Below are 20,738 nucleotides of genomic sequence, written 5' to 3'. Positions count from 1 at the left end.
TGTCGAGGTTAAATCAGTGTTTGTGTTTAGCAAGTCTAAAGGAAACCGAATCGGCGAAGCGTAGAGCGTGAGGTTTATCTACTTCCACTTGAGCGAAGGTCACAGGCCCAGGAGCCAAACAAATCTCTAATAGTTCAGATGTTAGTCGTTCAAGAAGTAAGAAACGATTGCTTTCAACGTGCTTTATTAAATCTTTGCAGATGGTTTTGTAGTTAACGGCATCTAATACTTCGTCGGTAAGGCAAGCTTGCTCAGCAGGGTACTCAATCAGTGCATTAATAACGACATCTTGCTTGTTGGCTTTTTCATCGTCGTTGAAGCCAATGTAGGTGCGAAGACGAAGGTCTTTGATTTGGATTTGAGCAACGTCATTAGGCATGTCTAGATTCCTTATCATTTCGATAGGCTCAGGTGAGCATTATTGTGTCGTGTAACCAAGATTGAGGCAACTTATAGCGCTATTAGTACGGAAAAATGCGTGAAACGGATGAAAGAGATAAAAATAATGTAGAAAAATTACGCGTATTTTAGCGGAGGGTTAGGCGATAAACCCCGTTTATACTTGTTATTTTGTTACTTTTGTACATTCTTCCCTAGTAAAGGAAGCGTCCGCTAGTAGTCAACGTTGCCAATGATCACTATAATACTCCGGTTTTTTGGTGAAGTGAGATTGCGCTATAAAGTTGCCTGATAACGGCAACTTTGAGTTGGAGTGCTTTCCCGGAGGGGATCTGACTCAAGCGTAAGTACGCTTTGGTGTTCAATTATATTGTTGGGCAGAACATATGTATAAAATTACGAAAGGCCTAGATCTACCGATTAGCGGTGCACCTAATCAAGTTATTGATAGTGCTCCAGCCGCGAAGTCGGTAGCGGTCATCGGCCCTGATTACCATGGTATGAAACCTACCATGATGGTCGTGGAAGGTGATAAGGTCAAAAAAGGGCAGGTTATCTTTACGGATAAAAAGACGGAAGGAGTAAAGTACACCGCCCCAGCCTCAGGTACGATCTCTGCGATTAATCGTGGTGAGCGTCGTATGCTGCAATCAGTCGTCATCGAAGTAGAAGGCGACGAAGCAGTAGAATTCGCAAAATACGCTGGCTCTGAGTTGAAATCACTTGAGCGCGATAAGGTTGTAGAAAACCTTGTTGAGTCCGGTCTTTGGACGGCTTTGCGTACACGCCCTTTTTCTAAGGTGCCTGAGTTAGAAGCTGTTCCGAGTGCCATCTTCGTGACGGCTATCGATACCAACCCTCTAGCAGCTGATCCAGCTGTGGTTTTGGCTGATAAAGCGGAAGCCTTCACAGACGGTTTAACTGTGCTGACGCGATTGACCGAAGGGAAAGTTTTCCTTTGTAAGGCGCCGGACAGCAAGATCCCAACAACTTCTGATGTGACAGTAGAAGAGTTTGCAGGTAAACACCCTGCGGGTTTGGCTGGTACACACATCCATTTCTTAAACCCTGTTAGCGATAAAAAGGCGGTTTGGTCTATTAACTACCAAGATGTGGTAGCAATCGGCGAACTGTTTGTAAAAGGTACCCTAGATGTTACTCGCGTGATTTCTCTAGCGGGTCCTCAGGTGACTAAGCCTCGTTTGTTGCGCACTGTTGTCGGTGCGGACCTAACTCAATTGGTCGCTGGTGAACTGGCGGAAGGCGATAACCGTATAATCTCTGGTTCTGTGCTTTCAGGTCGTAAGGCGACTGGTCCATACGCTTACCTTGGTCGTTACCATTCTCAAGTAGTTGTGCTTGCTGAGGGTCGCGAGCGTCAAATGATGCACTACTTACGTGCTGGTGTTGAAAAACACTCTGTGCTTAACGTGTTCATCTCTAAGTTGACGGGCAAATCCTCGTTCAACATGACGACAACGACAAACGGTAGTGATCGTACCATGCTTCCGCTTGGTCATTTTGAGCGTTTGATGCCGTTGGATATTCTTCCGACTCAATTACTGCGTGCATTAGTAGTAGGCGACACAGAGCAAGCGCAAAAATTGGGTGCTTTGGAACTTGATGAAGAAGATCTAGCGTTAATGACCTACGCTTGTTCAGGTAAGTTTGAGTACGGCCCGATTCTACGCGACTGTCTCACAACGATTGAGAAAGAGGGTTAATCCATGGGTCTTAGAAATATTCTAGATAAAATGGAGCCTGAGTTTCATTCAGGCGGCAAATATGAGAAGTGGTACGCGCTTTACGAAGCGGTAGATACTATCTTCTACCGTCCAAGTAGTGTAACGAAAGGCGGTTCTCACGTTCGTGACGCGGTAGATATGAAGCGTGTCATGATTCTTGTTTGGATGTGTACATTCCCGGCAATGTTCTTCGGTATGTACAACATCGGTTTCCAAGCAAACACAGCTATGGATGCAATGGGTATCGCTCCGGCTGATACTTGGCGTCAAGGCGTTATCGGTGCGCTTACCGGTTATGATGTCACCAGTATTTGGGACAACATGATTTATGGTGCCCTGTACTTCTTACCAGTTTACCTGACCATTTTCGTGGTGGGTGGTTTCTGGGAAGTGCTGTTCGCCGCAGTGCGTAAGCACGAAGTGAACGAAGGTTTCTTTGTAACCTCTATTCTGTTTGCTCTGTCTTTGCCGGCTACTATTCCTCTTTGGCAGGTTGCCCTAGGTGTCACCTTTGGTGTTGTTCTGGGTAAAGAAGTATTTGGTGGTACAGGTAAAAACTTCCTTAACCCAGCCCTTGCTGGCCGTGCATTCTTGTTCTTTGCTTACCCAGCTTCTATGTCTGGTGATGCGGTTTGGACTGCTGTTGACGGTTTCTCTGGTGCAACCATGCTTAGCCAAGTGGCTGCGGGTGGTACTGAAGCGATTTCGTCTTCGTGGTCAGATGCATTCTTTGGTCTAGTACAAGGTTCTATGGGTGAGACTTCAACCCTAGCAATCCTGATTGGTGGTGGTGCTTTGTTGGTGATGAAAATCGCTGCGTGGCGCATCGTTGCTGGTGTGATGCTGGGTATGGTTGCAACGTCTTTGCTGTTTAATGCTATTGGTTCTGATACCAATCCTATGTTTGCAACACCTTGGTACTGGCATCTAGTTATGGGTGGCTTTGCATTCGGTATGATGTACATGGCTACCGATCCAGTGTCTGCCTCTATGACAAACCGCGGTAAGTGGTTCTACGGTGCTTTGATTGGTGTGATGGTTGTCTTGATTCGTGTGGTTAACCCTGCATACCCTGAAGGTATGATGTTAGCAATTCTATTCGCTAACTTGTTTGCGCCGTTCATCGACCACTTCGTAGTGCAAGCAAACATTAAGCGGAGGATTGCTCGCAATGTCTAGTAATAACGATAGCATCCAAAAAACCATCATCGTAGCCCTAGCGCTGTGTTTGGTGTGTTCTGTATTCGTTGCGTCCGCTGCGGTGGGTCTAAAGCCGATTCAAAAGGCAAACAGTGACCTTGATCGTAAGCGTAACATTCTAGCGGCTGCTCAGATGCTGAATCCTGGTGATGACGTTGATGAAGTATTCGCAACGGTTGAAAAGCGTTTGGTAAACATCGAAGCTGGCCGTTTCGCTACTGACGAAGAGTTGGCTGAAGCAGGTGTTACTGTCGCGTCTTACGACCAGCAGTCTGCTGCGAAAGATCCGGCGTTATCTTCGTCTTTATCTGGTGATGAAGATCCAGCCAGTATCAAGCGCCGTGCGAAGTTCGCAACGGTTTATTTAGTGAAAGACGCTGACGCAAAAGCACGCATTATTGTTCCAGTTCATGGTTACGGACTTTGGTCGACCATGTACGGCTTTATGGCACTTGAGCAAGACTACTCGACAGTTGTAGGTTTTGGCTTCTACCAGCAAGGTGAAACACCTGGGCTAGGTGGTGAAGTGGATAACCCTAACTGGAAAGCGATTTGGGAAGGTAAAGAAGTTTACGATGAAGACGGTAATGCTGTAATTCATCTTGTAAAAGGCTCTGTTGATGGGAACAACCCACAAGCAGAACACCAAATTGATGGCCTTTCAGGTGCGACTTTAACAAGCCGTGGTGTGACAAACCTAGTTCAATACTGGTTGGGCAGCGAAGGGTTCGGTCCTTTCCTTGCAGAACTGCGTAGCGAAGGAGTGTAATCATGTCTGATGTGAAAAAGGTTCTCTTTGGACCGATTTTAGCTAATAACCCGATCGCACTTCAGATCCTAGGTATCTGTTCTGCGCTAGCGGTAACCAGTAGTTTGCAAGTAAGTTTGGTAATGTCTATGGCGGTAATCGCTGTAACCGCATTTTCCAACTTCTTTATTGCGATTATTCGTAACTACATCCCAAGCAGCATTCGTATCATCGTACAGATGATCATTATTGCCTCCTTGGTAATTGTGGTAGACCAGATTTTGAAAGCCTTTGCTTTTGAAATCAGTAAGCAGCTTTCTGTATTCGTAGGTCTGATCATTACTAACTGTATCGTTATGGGTCGTGCGGAAGCCTTCGCAATGAAAAACGGTCCTGCAATGTCGTTCTTAGACGGTATTGGTAACGGTCTTGGCTACAGTGCGATGCTGATTGTGGTGGCGTTCTTCCGTGAGTTGTTAGGTGCCGGTAAGTTGTTCGGCGTCACAATTTTCGAAACGGTTCAAAACGGTGGCTGGTACCAGCCAAACGGTTTGATGTTGCTTCCACCAAGTGCTTTCTTCGTAATCGGTCTTGTGATCTGGGCATTACGCGCCTACAAGAAAGAGCAGGTTGAAGAGCCAGAGTATAAAATCGTTGCTAACTCTCGTTCTCAGGAGGCACTCTAAATGGAACACTTTATTAGTCTATTTATTAAGGCTGTTTTCGTTGAAAACATGGCGCTTGCCTTCTTCCTAGGTATGTGTACTTTCTTGGCTTTGTCTAAGAAAGTAGAAACAGCCATTGGCCTTGGTATTGCCGTAGTTGTCGTACTGGCCGTAACGGTTCCAGTGAACAACTTGTTGTACCAAAACCTTCTAAAAGAAGGTGCATTGGATTGGGCTGGTCTACCAAATGTTGACCTGAGTTTCTTGGGGCTATTGAGCTACATCGGCGTTATCGCTGCATTGGTTCAGATTTTGGAAATGACGTTAGATAAATACATGCCAGCGCTATACAGTGCATTAGGTGTGTTCTTGCCTTTGATCACAGTAAACTGTGCCATCATGGGTGCGTCTTTGTTCATGGTAGAGCGTGACTACAATTTCAGTGAAAGTGTGGTTTACGGCGTAGGCGCTGGTGTCGGTTGGGCATTGGCAATCGCTGCGCTAGCTGGTATCCGTGAAAAGCTTAAATACTCAGATGTGCCAGCAGGTCTGCGTGGTTTGGGTATTACGTTCATCACCGTTGGTCTGATGAGCTTGGGCTTTATGTCATTTTCTGGTGTGCAGCTTTAATCGCTGCACAGTTGGGACAACCAAGAAGAAGGTTTAACTAACATGAACTTAGAAATCATTCTAGGTGTTGTGATGTTTACCGCCATCGTGCTGGCGCTAGTTGCGATCATTTTGTTCGCGCGCGCTCGCTTGGTGAGCAGCGGTGATGTGACAATACGTATTAATGGGGAAAAAGAAGTGACAGCACCAGCAGGTGGTAAGTTACTTCAAACCCTAGCTAACAGTGGTATTTTCTTATCGTCAGCTTGTGGTGGCGGTGGTACCTGTGCCCAGTGTAAGTGTAAGGTGCTAAGCGGTGGCGGCTCTATGTTGTCTACTGAGCAATCACACTTCACCCGTCGTGATGAGAAAGAAGGTTACCGTCTATCCTGTCAGGTTTCTGTTAAGCAGGATATGGACGTTGAAGTTCCTGAAGAAGTGTTCGGTGTAAAAGCTTGGGATTGTACTGTTGAGTCCAACCCTAACGTTGCTACCTTCATCAAAGAGTTAACGCTTCGCCTGCCTGAAGGTGAAAACGTTGATTTCCGTGCTGGTGGTTATGTTCAGCTTGAAGCGCCAGCACATACTGTGAACTACAAAGACTTTGATATCCAAGAAGAGTACCGTGGTGACTGGGATCACTTTAACCTTTGGAAATTTGTTTCTAAGGTTGATGAAACCATTATCCGTGCCTACTCAATGGCGAACTACCCAGAAGAGAAGGGCGTTGTTAAATTCAACATCCGTATCGCTTCACCGCCACCAGGTAAGGATGATGTGCCACCAGGTCAGATGTCTTCTTATGTGTTTAGCCTTAAACCAGGCGACACAATTAAAGTATATGGTCCATTCGGTGAGTTCTTTGCCAAAGACACAGATGCAGAAATGGTCTTCATCGGTGGTGGTGCCGGTATGGCGCCAATGCGCTCTCATATCTTCGACCAGCTTAAGCGTTTGAATTCTAAGCGTAAGATTTCGTTCTGGTACGGTGCTCGTAGTTTGCGCGAAGCCTTCTACACAGAAGAGTACGATATGCTTCAAGAAGAGAACGAGAACTTCGTTTGGCATTTGGCTCTGTCTGATCCGCAACCAGAAGATAACTGGGAAGGTAAGACTGGCTTTATTCATAATGTGCTGTATGAAAACTACTTGAAAGATCACCCAGCACCTGAAGATTGTGAGTTCTACATGTGTGGACCTCCAATGATGAATGCCTCAGTAATTAAAATGCTGGAAGACCTAGGTGTCGAGAAAGAGAATATTCTTCTTGATGACTTTGGTGGTTAGCATTGACTGAAGTAAAGACCCACCTCGGTGGGTCTTTGTTTTTTCTTCCTCTGAGTGTTTGTTGATTTATGCGAAACAAATTTTTACTGGTTCTAGTGGCTGTTGTCCTAGCGACTATTCTTTATAAAGCGGTATCCTTCACTCCTGAGCTTACGAGCTTTTCTGGCCCTACTATGGGGACAACCTATACCGTTAAATATGTCACAGCGGCTGATGTAGCAAGTCGTGAAGAATTAAAATCAGATGTGGATGAAATCTTAGTTCGAGTGAACAAGCTAATGTCCACATACGATCCAAATTCAGAGCTTTCCCTTTTTAATAAACTGCCTGCGCAATCAACAGAAGAAGTCTCGAAGGACTTGGCGTATGTAGTAGACGAAGCTTTGAAGATCAGTCGTATTACGAATGGTAAATACGATGTGACCGTCGGTCCTCTAGTTAACCTATGGGGCTTTGGGCCAGGTAAGCACAGAGATACTGTGCCAAGCGACGAGGAAATTGCTCAAGCACAATCACGTGTAGGCTATTCTCACTTGCGTTTGGAAGGTCAAGAATTATCGAAATCCGCTGAAGTGTATGTGGACCTCTCGTCTATCGCTAAAGGCTTTGGTGTCGATGAAGTTGCTCGAATACTGAAAGAAAATGGTGTGAACAATTTCCTAGTTGAAGTGGGTGGCGAAATTCGTGCTTCCGGCACAAAATTAGGCGATGAACCTTGGCAGATTGGGGTTGAGAGCCCTGCTGGAGGCCACAACATTGCACAACGAGTAATAGAAGCGGACAATGTAGCTATTGCTACATCTGGAGATTACCGCAACTATTTTGAAAAAAATGGTGTGCGCTATTCCCACACAATCGATCCAACAACGGGTAAACCTATTACTCACAGATTGGTTTCTGTCACGGTGGTAGATGCGAACACTACTAGGGCTGATGGCCTAGCAACGGCCATCACAGTGTTGGGGCCAGAGGCTGGTCTGGAATTCGCCGAGCAGCATGACATCGCCGCGTATATGTTGGTGAAAGAAGATTTTGGTTTTACTGAGCAGTATTCCGCTGCATTTGCGCCGTATATCCAAGAATAGACGGCAAGAGAGGTAATTATGACGACAGTATTAATTGTATTTGCATGCATGGTCGCCGTGGTGACTGCCATGGCTGTTGGTGTCCTAATGGGACGTAAGCCGATTTCTGGCTCATGTGGTGGCATGAGTGCATTGGGCATGGAAGTAGCCTGTGATATCTGTGGTGGCGACAAAGGGAAGTGCGAAAAAGAAACTAAAAAAGTTCGAGCTCAGGTCTCTACGGATGACCAATTTTACGACGCAACTAAATAAACGAGGTTAATGATCATATGACGACTAGGCATTATGATGTCGTGGTGCTAGGTACTGGCCCTGCAGGAGAAGGTGCTGCGATGAACGCAGCGAAAGCCGGTAAAAAAGTTGCGGTAATCGAAGCAAGTCCAAGAGTGGGGGGGAGTTGTACCCACCTAGGGACAATCCCTTCTAAAGCATTGCGTCATGCGGTTAAAGAAATCATCGCCTTTAACACCAATCCTATGTTCCGTGATATTGGTGAGCCTCGTTGGTTTTCTTTTCCTAAAGTTCTGGATCGTGCAAACCGAGTCATCGATAAGCAAGTTCTGGGTCGTACGGAGTATTACGCTCGCAACCGTATTGATGTGTATTTTGGTCTCGGTAAGTTTAAGGATGCGAATACCATTGAGGTAAATACCTACGAGAAAGGTCCAGAAGAGTTGGTGGCTGATAAGGTCGTGATTGCAACGGGCTCTCGTCCTTACCGTCCTGCAAACATTGATTTTACCCATCCTCGTATTTACTGTTCTGACAGCATTCTATCCTTAAGTCATACGCCTCGCTCTTTGATCATTTATGGTGCAGGTGTTATCGGTTGTGAGTATGCGTCTATCTTCTGTGGCTTGGGTGTGCGTGTTGAATTGATCAACCCTGGTAAGAAATTGCTAAGCTTCCTGGATGATGAGATCACTGATGCGTTAAGTTATCACCTTCGTGATGGCGGTATCTTGATTCGTCATAATGAGACTTTTGACTCAGTAGAAACCAATGACCGTGGTGTTGTCATGCACACAACTTCTGGTAAAAAGCTTCGTGCTGATGCGTTGTTGTTCTGTAATGGGCGCTCTGGTAACACAGATGGGTTGGGGCTGGAAAATATCGGGCTAGAAACCAACTCTCGTGGTCAGTTGGCTGTAAATGACACCTACCAAACTGCAGTTGAAAACGTTTACGCAGCAGGTGATGTGATTGGTTGGCCAAGCTTGGCAAGTGCTGCATACGACCAAGGTCGTTCTGTGGCGGCTAATATGTTGGGCTTGGAAGGTGGTCATTTTATTTCAGAAGTACCAACGGGGATTTATACCATTCCAGAAATCTCATCTGTCGGTAAAACCGAGGCTGAGTTGACCTCTGAAAAAGTGCCTTATGAAGTAGGTCGTGCCTTCTTCAAAAACACGGCACGTGCCCAAATTACTGGGGAAGCGGTCGGTATGCTTAAGATTTTGTTCCATCGTGAGACCCTTGAGATTCTAGGGATCCATTGTTTTGGTGACCAAGCATCAGAGATTGTCCACATCGGACAAGCGATTATGAAGCAGCCAGGTGAGTTGAATACATTGAAGTATTTCTTGAATACAACATTCAACTATCCAACCATGGCAGAAGCCTACCGTGTCGCCGCATTAAACGGTTTTAACCGAGTGTTCTAATGGGTTTTAGATCTAAAAAAGCGCCTCTAGGGCGCTTTTTTTGTGGCTGGTTAACTGTAAGGAAGTTAACTGCTATTTGCCTTTTACTGCATATATGGCTTGTAGGTTTCTGAAATAACCTTGGTAGTCCATGCCATAACCAAAGATAAAGCGATCCTCAACGTCGAGGCCGTTATAGTCGGGACGCATTTCTACTTTTCTATCGTGCAGTTTATTGACTACGGTAGCCGAATAGACATTTTTGGCACCACTTTCTTCGAACCATTTAACAATGGCTTCTAGGGTGTGGCCCTGATCAAAGATGTCATCAACGATGAGAACTTCACGATCTTCAAACTGGGACTGGGGAAACTTGGTCCATTTTAAAGCGCTGCCAGTCGTTTCCATGCCATAGCGGCTGGCATGGACATAGTCCAGCTCAAGGGGGAACTGAAGGCGCTGAAGTAGGGCTGCGGTTGGCAATAAGCCGCCGTTCATAACGCAAATAACAACAGGGAGCTTGTCTGAAAGATCCTCGGTTATTTGTGCTGCCATCTTGTCAAGGGCGTCATTTAGCTCTGCTTCAGAAATTAAGCAGTCTGCGTCTTCCAGTATGGCGTTAAGTTCGTCGATATTATGCATATTTATTCAGGAATTTATTATGGAAAGTTTGACCGATCATTCTAACTCATCCGTCTTGGGTTGGCGATTTAATTTGTGGAGCGTTGCGTTCAGGCTCACAGACAATAATATGATCAGCCAACTGAACTGCAACCAGATTAAGAAAATCGGCAACGCAGCAAAAGTACCGTACACAACTTGGTAATTGGCAAAGAATTGCGCGAAATTACCAAACAGGGTATTCAAAATTGAGATGCCGATTGCGCCAACGACTGCTGATGCGCAGGTTAGTTTAAGCTGTACTTCTGCATTAGGGGTTAGAAAGTTGATGGTAAACAGCAGTAAGAAGTAAATAACATAGCTACCTAAATCGAAGGCTTTAGATAATAGATTTGGGAGCTCAATTCCCTTAAGTTCATAGGACAATATGGTGCCGTATAGGCTCATGGAAACTGCCAGTAAAATAGGACCTAAAGTTAAAATTGCCCAATAGGTTAAAAGACGCTCACGAATTTTACGCTTACGTTTAATGCGCCAGATGGCCTGAACGGACCCTTCGAAGCTATTAAGTAATAAGAGCGCCGTGAATATTAATGTCACTATGCCGGCTGCAGGAAGGTTTTTGGCTTGTTCAGAAAATTCAACCAAATAGGGGATGACGGTATCGCTGCTTCCGGGGGCGAGGTGCTGTTCTACAAAGCCAACGAATGCATCTTGCATGTCACCCATGGCTGGGGTTAAACGCAAAATACCAAACACAATAGTAATAATGGGCACGGCAGCCAGTAATGAGGCAAGGGTTAAATGGGCAGCCCGAAGGCTGACAGATTGGCGCAGTGCTCTTAACCAAACAATCCGAATGAGATGGTACAGCTGTAAGGTTGCTTTTTTGGCGTTTTTGACCTGCATTGTCATCTCCATCGAGGGGGGAATTCTATTCTATATAAGAAGACTCTAGGGGGCTATTGTGTAAGAAAAAAGGCGAACGCACACAAATAGTGCAAGTTGAAAAAAAGTGTTCCATTTTGGTTGCGTAGGCTCGGGGGGTGGGCTATTATTCGTCTTGTTCCTTTTGTGATATTTGTACTGTGAATGACTAAGTGATTGCTTAGACCCATTCTCGGTTCCTTGGTGACGATAAGTCATACAATATCTTTTAGCCCAGCTTTGCTGGGCTTTTTTATGCCTATCAGTTGACGATTGTTATTCGTTCCCTATAATAGCGCGTCACTATTTGTGATGTAGTCATTGCGCCTGTAGCTCAGTTGGATAGAGCATCCCCCTTCTAAGGGGATGGTCGGGGGTTCGAATCCCTCCAGGCGTGCCAATTACATTACAGTAAACAATTTTTTGGTCTTGTTGACTGAGCTTTAAAGTAAGTCGTGAATGTTCGCGGCGGCGTCAACAAATAAAGCACGTTCCCAAGAGGAAGTTTTATGCAAGTTTCTGTAGAGACAACGTCTCCAATCGAACGCGTTCTTACTATTAGCGTTCCTGCTGCACGTATTGATGAAAAAGTTAGCTCTGAAGTAGCTAAAACTGCGAAAACAGTTCGCATTGATGGTTTCCGTAAAGGCAAGGTGCCTGTAAGCGTTGTTAAAAAACGTTTTGGTCAGAGCATCCGTTTGGAAGCTGTTGAGCAAATTATGCGTGACGCTTACGTAGAAGCGATCCAGGCTGAGTCCATCCAGCCAGCGGGCATGCCTTCAATTGAACCTAAAAACATCGCTGAGGGCGCTGATCTAGAGTTCACTGCTAAGGTAGAAGTTTACCCAACAATCGAACTTGCAGATGCTTCTAAAATTGAAGTTCAGCGTGTTGTTTCTGAAGTAACAGAAGCAGACGTAGACACTATGCTAGAAACTTTGCGTAAGCAAAATGCTGAGTGGACTGCTGTTGATCGTGAAGCGAAAGATGGCGATCAAGTTACTATCGACTTCGAAGGCTTCCTAGGTGATGAAGCGTTTGATGGGGGTGCAGCACAAGGTCACAAGCTTGTAATCGGTTCTAACACTATGATTCCAGGTTTTGAGTCTGGTGTTGAGGGTATCAAAGCAGGTGAAGAGCGTACTATCTCTGTTACCTTCCCTGAAGAATACCAAGCTGAGCATCTAGCGGGTAAAGAAGCGACTTTCAAAATCACTGCACACGAAGTGGCTGAGCAAGTATTGCCTGAATTAAACGACGAGTTCGCAGGCAAGTTTGGTATGGAAGACGCGACAGTTGCGGGTCTTCGTGCAGAAGTTCAAAAGAACATGGAACGCGAACTGAACCAAGCGATCAAAGCTAAGTTGAAAAACTCTTTGTTCGATCAGTTGGCTGCATTGAACCCAGTTGAAGTGCCTTCTGCTTTGGTTGATCAAGAAGTTGATGGTCTTCGTAAGCAAGCAGCGCAGCAATTCGGTGGTGCTCAAGGTTTTGATGCGTCTCAATTGCCTGCTGAGTTATTCACTGAAGAAGCCACTAAGCGTGCTAAACTAGGTCTTTTGATCTCTGAAGTGATCCAAACGAACGAATTGAAAGTAGAAGATGATCGTGTACGTGCTTTCTTGGAAGAAATGGCGCAAGCTTACCAAGAGCCACAACAGGTTGTTGATTTCTACCTAAACAACAAAGAGCAGCTAGCTCAAGTTCAATCCGCTGTACTTGAAGAGCAAGTTGTTGATAAACTGCTAGAAAGCGCGAAAATCACTGAAGTAACGCTAGGTTACGAAGATGCTATCAAGCCAGAAGCTCCCGCTGCAGAAGCAGAAGAGACTGAAGAAGCGTAAGCTCAGCTTATAATTCTCACAGGCCGGTATAGCGCACGTTATACCGGCCTTTTTGTTTTAAGGAATAGGATATGAATTTAACGACCCCTACAACTGGCCCCGTTGCAATTACCAGTAATGGCCTAGTCCCTATGGTTATCGAACAAACGGCACGCGGTGAGCGTTCGTTTGATATTTACTCTCGTCTTTTAAAGGAGCGCGTTATCTTCCTAGTGGGTCAAGTGGAAGATCATATGGCGAACCTTGTTGTTGCTCAGCTCTTGTTTTTGGAGTCTGAGAACCCAGATAAAGATATTCACCTTTACATTAACTCTCCAGGTGGTTCAGTAACGGCAGGTATGTCTATTTATGACACTATGCAGTTTATCAAACCAGATGTGAGCACTATGTGTATTGGTCAAGCGGCTAGCATGGGCGCGTTGCTGTTAACGGCCGGTGCTGAAGGTAAACGCTACTGCCTACCTAACTCTCGTGTGATGATTCACCAACCGTTAGGGGGCTACCAAGGTCAGGCCTCTGATATTGAGATTCACACTCGTGAAATCTTGGGTATTAAGCACCGATTGAACGAGATTATTGCTCATCATTCAGGCCAGCCAATTGAGAAAGTTGCTCAAGATACGGACCGTGATAACTTTATGAGCCCAACATCGGCTAAAGAATATGGTCTAATTGACGACATATTAGAAAAACGCGAAGTATAAATTAAAGGGTGGACTTGAATGTCTGATGATAAATACAGCCGAGGTGACCACTCTGATCGGTTGCTGTACTGCTCTTTCTGTGGCAAGAGCCAAGACGAGGTCAAGAAGCTCATTGCTGGGCCTTCTGTCTACATCTGTAACGAGTGTGTTGACCTGTGCAATAACATTATTACTCAGGAATTGCTCCAAGGTGATGGGGAAACTGAGTCAAGCGATGAGTTGCCAACACCAGCAAAATTAGCAACCTCCTTGGATGATTACGTTATTGGTCAAGAGCGCGCTAAGAAGGTGCTCGCTGTGGCGGTGTATAACCACTACAAGCGTTTGCGCCATCAAGGTACGGCGAACCGTGAAGTGGAGCTGGGTAAGAGTAACATTCTACTTATTGGTCCAACGGGTAGTGGTAAGACACTGTTGGCACAGACGCTTGCGCGAGTTTTGGACGTACCATTTACGATTGCTGATGCGACGACTTTGACCGAAGCGGGTTACGTTGGTGAGGACGTTGAAAACATCATCCAGAAGTTACTGCAAAACTGTGACTACGACGTAGATAAAGCGCAACGTGGCATCGTATACATTGATGAGATCGATAAGATTTCTCGTAAGTCTGATAACCCTTCAATTACCCGTGACGTGTCCGGTGAAGGTGTTCAGCAGGCGTTACTTAAGTTGATCGAAGGTACCGTTGCTTCTGTTCCGCCTCAAGGTGGCCGTAAGCATCCTCAGCAAGAGTTTGTTCAGGTTGATACCTCTAACATCTTGTTTATTTGTGGCGGTGCGTTTGCAGGCTTAGAGCGTGTGATCAGTGATCGAACAGAGAAGAGCAGTATCGGGTTTAAAGCAACGGTTAAGAGCAAGGAAGAAAATCGTTCCTTCTCTGAGTCCATTCACCAGGTTGAGACAGAAGATTTGGTTAAATTTGGCCTGATTCCTGAGTTTGTGGGTCGTTTGCCTGTTGTGGCGACTTTATCTGAACTAGATGAAGAAGCTTTGATGACGATCTTGAGTCAGCCAAAGAATGCTTTGACTAAGCAATACCAGCATCTATTTGAGTTAGAAGGGGTAGAGCTAGAATTTACTGAAGACTCTCTACGTGAAGCAGCCCATCTTGCCCTAGAGCGTAAGACAGGGGCTCGTGGCTTGAGAAGTATTCTTGAATCCTCTCTATTAGAATGCATGTTCGAGCTGCCTAATCGTACAGATGTGGCTAAGGTCGTGATGGATGGTCCTTCAATCCGTGGTGACTCTGCACCGCTCATGGTGTTAGAAAAAGAGCTAAAAGACGGCTCAAACGGTTAACTTCTGCACACAATTTGCCCGCGTCCCCTTGGCGCGGGCAAATTTTTCTCACTTCTCCTGCTTTTCTTCGAATAACTGACTGCACACGCTTGCATTTTGGTGCCGTTGACCTTATCTCTAAATTAATAAGCAAAGTCACTCATCATCAGACCAACGATGATGTTCAGTTGGAAAATATTATGTCTGATTCAGTATTTTTACCTATGTTGCCGTTGCGGGATGTGGTTGTTTATCCCCATATGGTGTTGCCCTTGTTTGTCGGTCGTAAGAAATCGATTGCAGCCCTAGAAACCGCAATGGACGATGACAAGCTAGTATTTCTAGTTGCCCAGCAAGATGCGTCAAAAGATGATCCTAAGAAAGATGATCTGTACACAATCGGTACAGTGGCTAAGGTTATTCAGTTGTTGCGTCTTCCTGATGGCACAGTAAAAGTCTTAGTAGAAGGCCAGTATCGTGCTGAACTTCAACAGTTGAGTGAAGGGGATGAATTCGTTTCCGCTACGGTTGAAGCCTTGCCAGAGACCCAAGATGACGAGTCCGAATACCCAGCGATCCGCAACGCTCTAATTAAGCAACTTGATGAGTATGTTGCTGGCAGTAAGCGTATCCCTAGTGAAGTGGTTACGTCGTTGAAATCCATCGATGACTTGTCAAAGCTGATTGATTCTATTGCTGGCCATATGAGCCTTAAGCTTGAGGATAAGCAGCGTGCCCTTGAAATCGGTTCCCTTATCGAGCGTGGCGAGCATTTGATGGGACTAATGGATGGCGAGCTAGACATTGCTCATCTTGAGAAAAGCATCCGTAGTCGCGTTAAGAAGCAGATGGAAAAGAGTCAGCGTGAGTACTATCTGAATGAGCAAATGAAAGCGATTCAGAAAGAGCTAGGTGATATGGATGAAGGCAGTAATGAACTGGATGTACTGCAAGAAAAAATCACCGAAGCCAAGATGACTCAAGAGGCGACTGAAAAAGCCGAAGCAGAGCTTAAGAAGCTTAAAATGATGTCGCCTATGTCTGCGGAAGCCACTGTGGTGCGCGGCTACATTGATTGGTTGATTTCCTTGCCTTGGTCTAAGCGTTCAAAGGTGCGTAATGACCTAGCTTACGCAGAAAAAGTGCTCAACGAAGATCACTTCGGTTTAGACGATGTGAAAGAGCGAATCTTAGAATTCTTAGCCGTGCAACAGCGCGTTAAAAAGGTCAAAGGGCCTGTGTTGTGTTTGGTTGGGCCGCCAGGGGTCGGTAAAACATCTCTAGGGCAATCTATTGCGCGAGCTGTGAACCGTAAATACGTTCGTATGGCTTTGGGTGGCGTCCGTGACGAAGCGGAAATTCGTGGTCACCGTCGTACTTACATTGGCTCTATGCCGGGTAAATTGATCCAAAAATTAGCCAAAGTAAAAGTGAAAAACCCTCTTTTCTTATTGGACGAAATTGACAAGATGGGTATGGATCAACGGGGCGATCCTGCATCAGCGCTGCTTGAGGTGCTTGATCCTGAGCAAAATCATACGTTTAACGACCATTACCTAGAGGTGGACTACGATCTGTCTGATGTGATGTTCATCTGTACTTCGAACAGTATGAATATCCCTGGGCCTCTGTTGGATCGTATGGAAATTATCCGTATTCCGGGTTACACGGAAGACGAGAAATTGAACATTGCTAAGCGTTATTTGTTGCCGAAACAGGTAAAACAAAGTGGTTTGAAAGACAAAGAAATCGATGTTTCTGATGAAGCCTTAATGGATGTGGTGCGTTATTACACCAAAGAGGCTGGTGTTCGAGGCCTTGAGCGCGAGTTGAGCAAAGTTTGTCGTCGTGTAGTGAAGCAGCAGGCGTTAAGTAAGAGTAAAGAAGCAGTAAAAGTAACGTCCGAAAATCTGGAAGACTACTGTGGTGTGCGTAAGTTTAGCTACGGCAAAGCAGAAGACAACAACCAAATTGGGCAAGTAACAGGTCTTGCTTGGACGTCTGTCGGTGGTGAGTTATTGACCATTGAGGCGGCAGGTGTTCAGGGTAAAGGTCGTCATGTTAAAACGGGCTCCTTGGGCGATGTTATGCAGGAGTCTATCCAAGCGGCACTAACGGTTGTACGCAGTCGTGCTGCCGGTTTGGGTATTGATGAGGACTTCCATGAGAAGGTGGATTTGCACCTTCACGTGCCTGAAGGTGCGACGCCTAAAGATGGCCCTAGTGCGGGTATCGCCATGTGTACGGCCATTGTCTCTGTGTTGGCGAAAGTGCCTGTGAAGGCTTCTGTGGCCATGACGGGTGAAATTACCCTAAGAGGGGAAGTATTACCCATTGGTGGCCTGAAAGAAAAGCTTCTGGCTGCCCATCGAGGAGGTATTAAAACTGTATTGATACCGAAAGAAAACACTCGAGACTTGAAAGAAATTCCTGACAATATCAAAGCGGATTTGGACATTGTGCCAGTAAAATGGATCGATGAGGTACTTGACGTTGCTTTAGAGTACGTTCCTTCACCAAAAAGCGCGGAAACTGTGTCAGGAAAGGAAAAAACTGTTGATGAACAAGAATCTGTAAGTCATCATTAGTGCAAACCCTGTGTTGACAGGGCCTAGGAAGGGCTTGTATAAATGCTCATCTTGTTGGCTGTTTTGTTTTTTGGCCAGATTTTAGAAATACAATGGAACCACGGAAATTACTAAAGGGGTAGAACGTGAATAAATCAGAACTGATTGATGCAATTGCCACGTCCGCAGATTTATCTAAAGCAGCGGCAAGCAACGCACTAGATGCAACTTTGACTGCAATCGAAGAAGCTCTTGCTAAAGGCGACCAAGTTACTCTAGTTGGCTTTGGTACTTTTGCTGTTAAAGAACGTGCGGCACGCACTGGTCGTAACCCACAGACTGGTGAAGAGATCCAAATTAAAGCTGCTAAGGTTCCTAGCTTCAAAGCCGGTAAAGGCCTTAAAGACGCAGTAAACTAATGATTCAGGAGCGGTAGTTCAGTTGGTTAGAATACCTGCCTGTCACGCAGGGGGTCGCGGGTTCGAGTCCCGTCCGTTCCGCCATTAGAGCAAAGAGGTGTGTTCCCAGCGGAATGCACCTTTTTTGTTATAACAATACAAGTTTCTAGGGTAGGCAAGATGCTCCAAGATATAAGAGACAAGTCACAAGGTATAGTTGTTAAAGTAATCATCGGTGTTGTCATCGTGACTTTTGCTCTATTCGGTGTTGAGGCGTTGGTACAAAGCTTCACATCTACTGACACCGTAGCCGAAGTGGACGGTAAGGAAATAACCCGTACGCAGCTACTTCAAACTGCTGAAACCCAGCGTAGACAATTGATTTCCATGATGGGTGGGCAGATTGATCCTGCCATGCTAGAAGAGAACGCTCTTCAGCGCCGCGCTCTGGATGAACTGATTCAGCGAGCTGTAATGACCAATCAAGCTGAAGCGTTGAATCTTGGAGTGTCTGATGCTCAAGTGGATGCTTACCTGCTGCAAGCAGAGCAGTTTCAAACTAATGGTCAGTTTGATCAAAACAAATACCTTAACTTTATTCGTTCCTTGGGCTTTACGCCTTTAGCGTTTAAAGAGCGAATCAAACAAGACGTGTTAATTCAACAGGCTCGTAATGCAGTGGCTGGTACAGAATTTGTTTTGCCAAGCCAAGTCGATGCCATTGTTACCTTGCAGAATCAAAAGCGTAGTTATGATTACATCCGCTTCTCTTTGGCTGATAAGGCTGAGTCTGTGTCGGTGACAGATGAAGAACTTCAAGCATACTACGATGACAATCAGGCAAGCTTTATCTCTCCTGAGCAGGTTAAGTTGGACTATGTGACAATTTCTGTCGCAGATCTTGAAGACAGCGTCTCTGTGACGGATGCAGAGCTACAAGATGCTTACCAAGCTCGTGTCGCTAACTTCGGTGGTGAAGAGCGTGAAGCGTCTCATATTTTGATTGACACATCATCTCGTTCAGACAGTGACGCCCAAGCCCTGGTAGAAGAAATCAAGGGTAAGCTTGACGCGGGTGAGTCTTTCGCTGATCTAGCGGCACAATACTCAGATGACTTGGGTTCCAAAGAAAACGGTGGTGACCTAGGTTATGTGGCCCGTGGCATCATGGTTGAGCCATTTGAGGACACCTTATTCGCAATGAATGAGGGGGATATCGCTGATGTGGAAACTGAATTTGGTTATCACATTATTAAGCTAAATCAGATCCATGAAACCGAAGCGCCTTCTATCGATGAATTGCGTGATGAGTTAATGGTGGATTTGAAAGCAGAGAAAGCAAAAGATCAGCTGTTTAATGAACACGAAAACATCACTGACTTGGCCTATGCGAGTGACCGCTTAGATGCGCTTGCAAATGAGTACGGTGTATCAGTATTAACCAGTGACTACTTTGGTCGTGATGGTGGTGTTGATGAGATTACTAGTGCTCCTGCTGTAATTGCCGCGGCATATAGCCCTCTAGTTCTGGAAGATAATCAAAACAGTGATCTGATTGAGCTAAGCGATGAGCAAGTCGTGGTGATTCACTTGAATGATCATCAGCCTTCTGCCCCACAAAGCTTTGAACAGGCCAAAGAAGCCATCACATCCATTGTTGTGCAGCAAAAGGCTCTAGAGGAATTGCGAGCAGAAGCGGAACAAGCTTTGGCGTCAGGCAATGGTGACTGGACAAGCGTAGACATGGCTGAACGTGGTCAAGATGAAGTGACAAGTCTAGCTTTCACTTTGCCACATCCACAGGCCAGTGAACCTGTGACTGCGGTTGAGGATGCGCCAAATGGTGATGTGGTTGCGTTCCGTCTGACTGCGGTAGAGCAAGGCGATGAGGTGGTAGAGGATTCCCAGCGCGAAATCTACCAAAACTACCTTTCTCAAACTCTTTCTAGTATGGCCTTAGGTGCTCAACAATCAATGGTGAAAAACCAAGCAGAGATTGAGAGAAACTAAGCGGTATTTAGAGATAAAAAAACCACGCAATTGCGTGGTTTTTTTTGCTTTGCTTTTAGAGTACTTGGATTAAGCTAGGGCTTTTAAAAAGCTAATCGATGGAATAAAAAACGCACTGCCAGCGGTCGCATTAGTGTACTTCATAAGATGATCCACATTGCCATCTTCATCTCCTTCAATCATGCTTTGAAGCATGCGATCAAAGATGCTTGGCGTACGAGAGTAGCTGGCAAATACTAGTCCTTGCTCCTGCAGATCACCAAAAGGCATGCTGTGTCGCAAAATCTCCAGGGAATTGCCGTTATCATCCTTTAAAGAGGTACGCTTAGTATGGGCGTGCACTGACTTATCTGCAGAGGCGTACTCTTCGTTGTCGTATTTTGTGCGGCCATAGGTATCTTCTTGGTCTTTTAAATCTACAGTATTCCACTTCGCTAGGTTGTGGGTGAATTTCATGTAGTTCAAGTATGAGCCACCCAAATGTGCAGAATCTTCTTCGCCTACCAAGGCGACGTCTTTCCTGTCTTCCCCTTGAGGGTTCTCTGTGCCATCCACGAAACCAGTAAAATCTCGGTTATCTAGGTATTTGAAGCAGTTTGTTTGCTGTGAAAAGGTGACACTGTCCGCAAATGACTGGAACAATTTGAGGGCAAGGGTGTGTGTAGCATCGTGACGCATGGATCTAATATGCAGCACTATATCGTGGGCCTCATCCGAGACGGAAAGTAACTCACCAGAAAAGCTTGGAAAGGGGGCTAATTCAGCAGGTTTGGCTTCTGCCATGATGCGTTCCCACCCATGGCATGAAAATCCGATGGCTGCGTGTAATTCAGTATCAGGAAATTGCTGCTGAATGGATTCAATGAGTGCTGGGGCTGTACTTAGGGCTTTGCGCAATTGTGCTTCTTTGCCCGGTGCCGCATTGAGTAGGATAAAGGTCGCATCGCTTGACGGTTCGGCAACAATACCAGTTTGGAAATCTATGGTCATTACTGACGACTCCTC

19 protein-coding genes and 2 tRNA genes are annotated in these 20,738 nt (G+C 45.7%); 17 read left to right on the top strand and 4 right to left on the bottom strand.

All coding sequences use genetic code 11. From position 1 onward, the window contains the following. Positions 1–13 precede the first annotated feature (13 nt). Positions 14–379: a dihydroneopterin triphosphate 2'-epimerase gene (gene folX / locus ACZ5DR_RS16625; RefSeq protein WP_377365572.1), complete on the bottom strand. Its 366-nt coding sequence runs from the start codon at positions 377–379 to the stop codon at positions 14–16. 406 nt (positions 380–785) lie between these two features. On the opposite strand from folX, the gene ACZ5DR_RS16620 reads away from it, so the two are divergent. The 9 genes from ACZ5DR_RS16620 to sthA all read left to right on the top strand — a co-directional run bounded on the left by ACZ5DR_RS16620 (position 786) and on the right by sthA (position 9,402). After that, the gene (locus ACZ5DR_RS16620) at positions 786–2,123 is read left to right on the top strand and encodes a Na(+)-translocating NADH-quinone reductase subunit A (protein WP_377365574.1); all 1,338 of its coding nucleotides are present in this window, start codon (positions 786–788) and stop codon (positions 2,121–2,123) included. Positions 2,124–2,126: 3 nt separating this feature from the next. Continuing rightward, positions 2,127–3,323: an NADH:ubiquinone reductase (Na(+)-transporting) subunit B gene (locus ACZ5DR_RS16615; RefSeq protein ID WP_377365576.1), complete on the top strand. Its 1,197-nt coding sequence runs from the start codon at positions 2,127–2,129 to the stop codon at positions 3,321–3,323. Continuing rightward, the gene (locus ACZ5DR_RS16610; protein ID WP_377365578.1) at positions 3,316–4,113 is read left to right on the top strand and encodes a Na(+)-translocating NADH-quinone reductase subunit C; all 798 of its coding nucleotides are present in this window, start codon (positions 3,316–3,318) and stop codon (positions 4,111–4,113) included. The genes ACZ5DR_RS16615 and ACZ5DR_RS16610 overlap by 8 nt, the downstream gene beginning before the upstream one ends. A gap of 2 nt (positions 4,114–4,115) precedes the next feature. Then, entirely contained in the window at positions 4,116–4,778 is a 663-nt protein-coding gene (locus tag ACZ5DR_RS16605; protein ID WP_377365579.1) for an NADH:ubiquinone reductase (Na(+)-transporting) subunit D, read from the top strand. Then, complete coding sequence (gene nqrE, locus ACZ5DR_RS16600) at positions 4,779–5,387, top strand: NADH:ubiquinone reductase (Na(+)-transporting) subunit E (protein WP_377365581.1); 609 nt, start codon at positions 4,779–4,781, stop codon at positions 5,385–5,387. Between the two features lie 42 nt (positions 5,388–5,429). Further along, on the top strand, positions 5,430–6,653 hold the full coding sequence (gene nqrF, locus ACZ5DR_RS16595) for an NADH:ubiquinone reductase (Na(+)-transporting) subunit F (protein WP_377365583.1): 1,224 nt from the start codon (positions 5,430–5,432) through the stop codon (positions 6,651–6,653). A gap of 68 nt (positions 6,654–6,721) precedes the next feature. Then, complete coding sequence (locus tag ACZ5DR_RS16590) at positions 6,722–7,738, top strand: FAD:protein FMN transferase (RefSeq protein ID WP_377365585.1); 1,017 nt, start codon at positions 6,722–6,724, stop codon at positions 7,736–7,738. A gap of 18 nt (positions 7,739–7,756) precedes the next feature. Next, positions 7,757–7,990, top strand: a complete 234-nt coding sequence (gene nqrM / locus ACZ5DR_RS16585; RefSeq protein ID WP_377365587.1) for a (Na+)-NQR maturation NqrM — start codon at positions 7,757–7,759, stop codon at positions 7,988–7,990. A gap of 17 nt (positions 7,991–8,007) precedes the next feature. Beyond that, complete coding sequence (sthA, locus tag ACZ5DR_RS16580) at positions 8,008–9,402, top strand: Si-specific NAD(P)(+) transhydrogenase (protein WP_377365589.1); 1,395 nt, start codon at positions 8,008–8,010, stop codon at positions 9,400–9,402. A 72-nt stretch (positions 9,403–9,474) separates the two neighbouring features. Here sthA and ACZ5DR_RS16575 read toward each other — a convergent pair whose 3' ends face one another. Beyond that, positions 9,475–10,023 (bottom strand): hypoxanthine-guanine phosphoribosyltransferase, encoded by a 549-nt coding sequence (locus ACZ5DR_RS16575; protein ID WP_377365591.1) that lies wholly within the window; start codon positions 10,021–10,023, stop codon positions 9,475–9,477. 36 nt (positions 10,024–10,059) lie between these two features. Beyond that, the gene (locus tag ACZ5DR_RS16570; RefSeq protein WP_377365593.1) at positions 10,060–10,911 is read right to left on the bottom strand and encodes a YihY family inner membrane protein; all 852 of its coding nucleotides are present in this window, start codon (positions 10,909–10,911) and stop codon (positions 10,060–10,062) included. A gap of 341 nt (positions 10,912–11,252) precedes the next feature. Between ACZ5DR_RS16570 and ACZ5DR_RS16565 the strand changes: the two genes are divergently transcribed. The 8 genes from ACZ5DR_RS16565 to ACZ5DR_RS16530 all read left to right on the top strand — a co-directional run bounded on the left by ACZ5DR_RS16565 (position 11,253) and on the right by ACZ5DR_RS16530 (position 19,733). After that, positions 11,253–11,329: transfer RNA gene (locus ACZ5DR_RS16565), tRNA-Arg, on the top strand. Between the two features lie 109 nt (positions 11,330–11,438). Next, the gene (gene tig, locus ACZ5DR_RS16560) at positions 11,439–12,773 is read left to right on the top strand and encodes a trigger factor (protein WP_377365595.1); all 1,335 of its coding nucleotides are present in this window, start codon (positions 11,439–11,441) and stop codon (positions 12,771–12,773) included. A 71-nt stretch (positions 12,774–12,844) separates the two neighbouring features. Then, the gene (gene clpP / locus ACZ5DR_RS16555; protein ID WP_377365597.1) at positions 12,845–13,477 is read left to right on the top strand and encodes an ATP-dependent Clp endopeptidase proteolytic subunit ClpP; all 633 of its coding nucleotides are present in this window, start codon (positions 12,845–12,847) and stop codon (positions 13,475–13,477) included. A gap of 18 nt (positions 13,478–13,495) precedes the next feature. Then, on the top strand, positions 13,496–14,779 hold the full coding sequence (gene clpX / locus ACZ5DR_RS16550) for an ATP-dependent Clp protease ATP-binding subunit ClpX (protein ID WP_377365599.1): 1,284 nt from the start codon (positions 13,496–13,498) through the stop codon (positions 14,777–14,779). A 179-nt stretch (positions 14,780–14,958) separates the two neighbouring features. Continuing rightward, positions 14,959–17,346 (top strand): endopeptidase La, encoded by a 2,388-nt coding sequence (gene lon, locus ACZ5DR_RS16545; RefSeq protein WP_377365601.1) that lies wholly within the window; start codon positions 14,959–14,961, stop codon positions 17,344–17,346. Positions 17,347–17,471: 125 nt separating this feature from the next. Continuing rightward, positions 17,472–17,744, top strand: a complete 273-nt coding sequence (locus ACZ5DR_RS16540) for an HU family DNA-binding protein (protein WP_115469112.1) — start codon at positions 17,472–17,474, stop codon at positions 17,742–17,744. 7 nt (positions 17,745–17,751) lie between these two features. Next, a tRNA-Asp gene (locus tag ACZ5DR_RS16535) sits at positions 17,752–17,828 on the top strand. 75 nt (positions 17,829–17,903) lie between these two features. After that, positions 17,904–19,733 (top strand): SurA N-terminal domain-containing protein, encoded by a 1,830-nt coding sequence (locus ACZ5DR_RS16530; protein ID WP_377365604.1) that lies wholly within the window; start codon positions 17,904–17,906, stop codon positions 19,731–19,733. 69 nt (positions 19,734–19,802) lie between these two features. Here ACZ5DR_RS16530 and ACZ5DR_RS16525 read toward each other — a convergent pair whose 3' ends face one another. Then, the gene (locus ACZ5DR_RS16525) at positions 19,803–20,723 is read right to left on the bottom strand and encodes a Dyp-type peroxidase (RefSeq protein WP_377365606.1); all 921 of its coding nucleotides are present in this window, start codon (positions 20,721–20,723) and stop codon (positions 19,803–19,805) included. Positions 20,724–20,738: the final 15 nt, after the last annotated feature.

It is taken from the genome of Marinomonas vaga (genome assembly GCF_055388305.1).
Note: the sequence above shows the minus strand (reverse complement) of the source record. Positions and strands in the feature narration are given on the sequence as shown.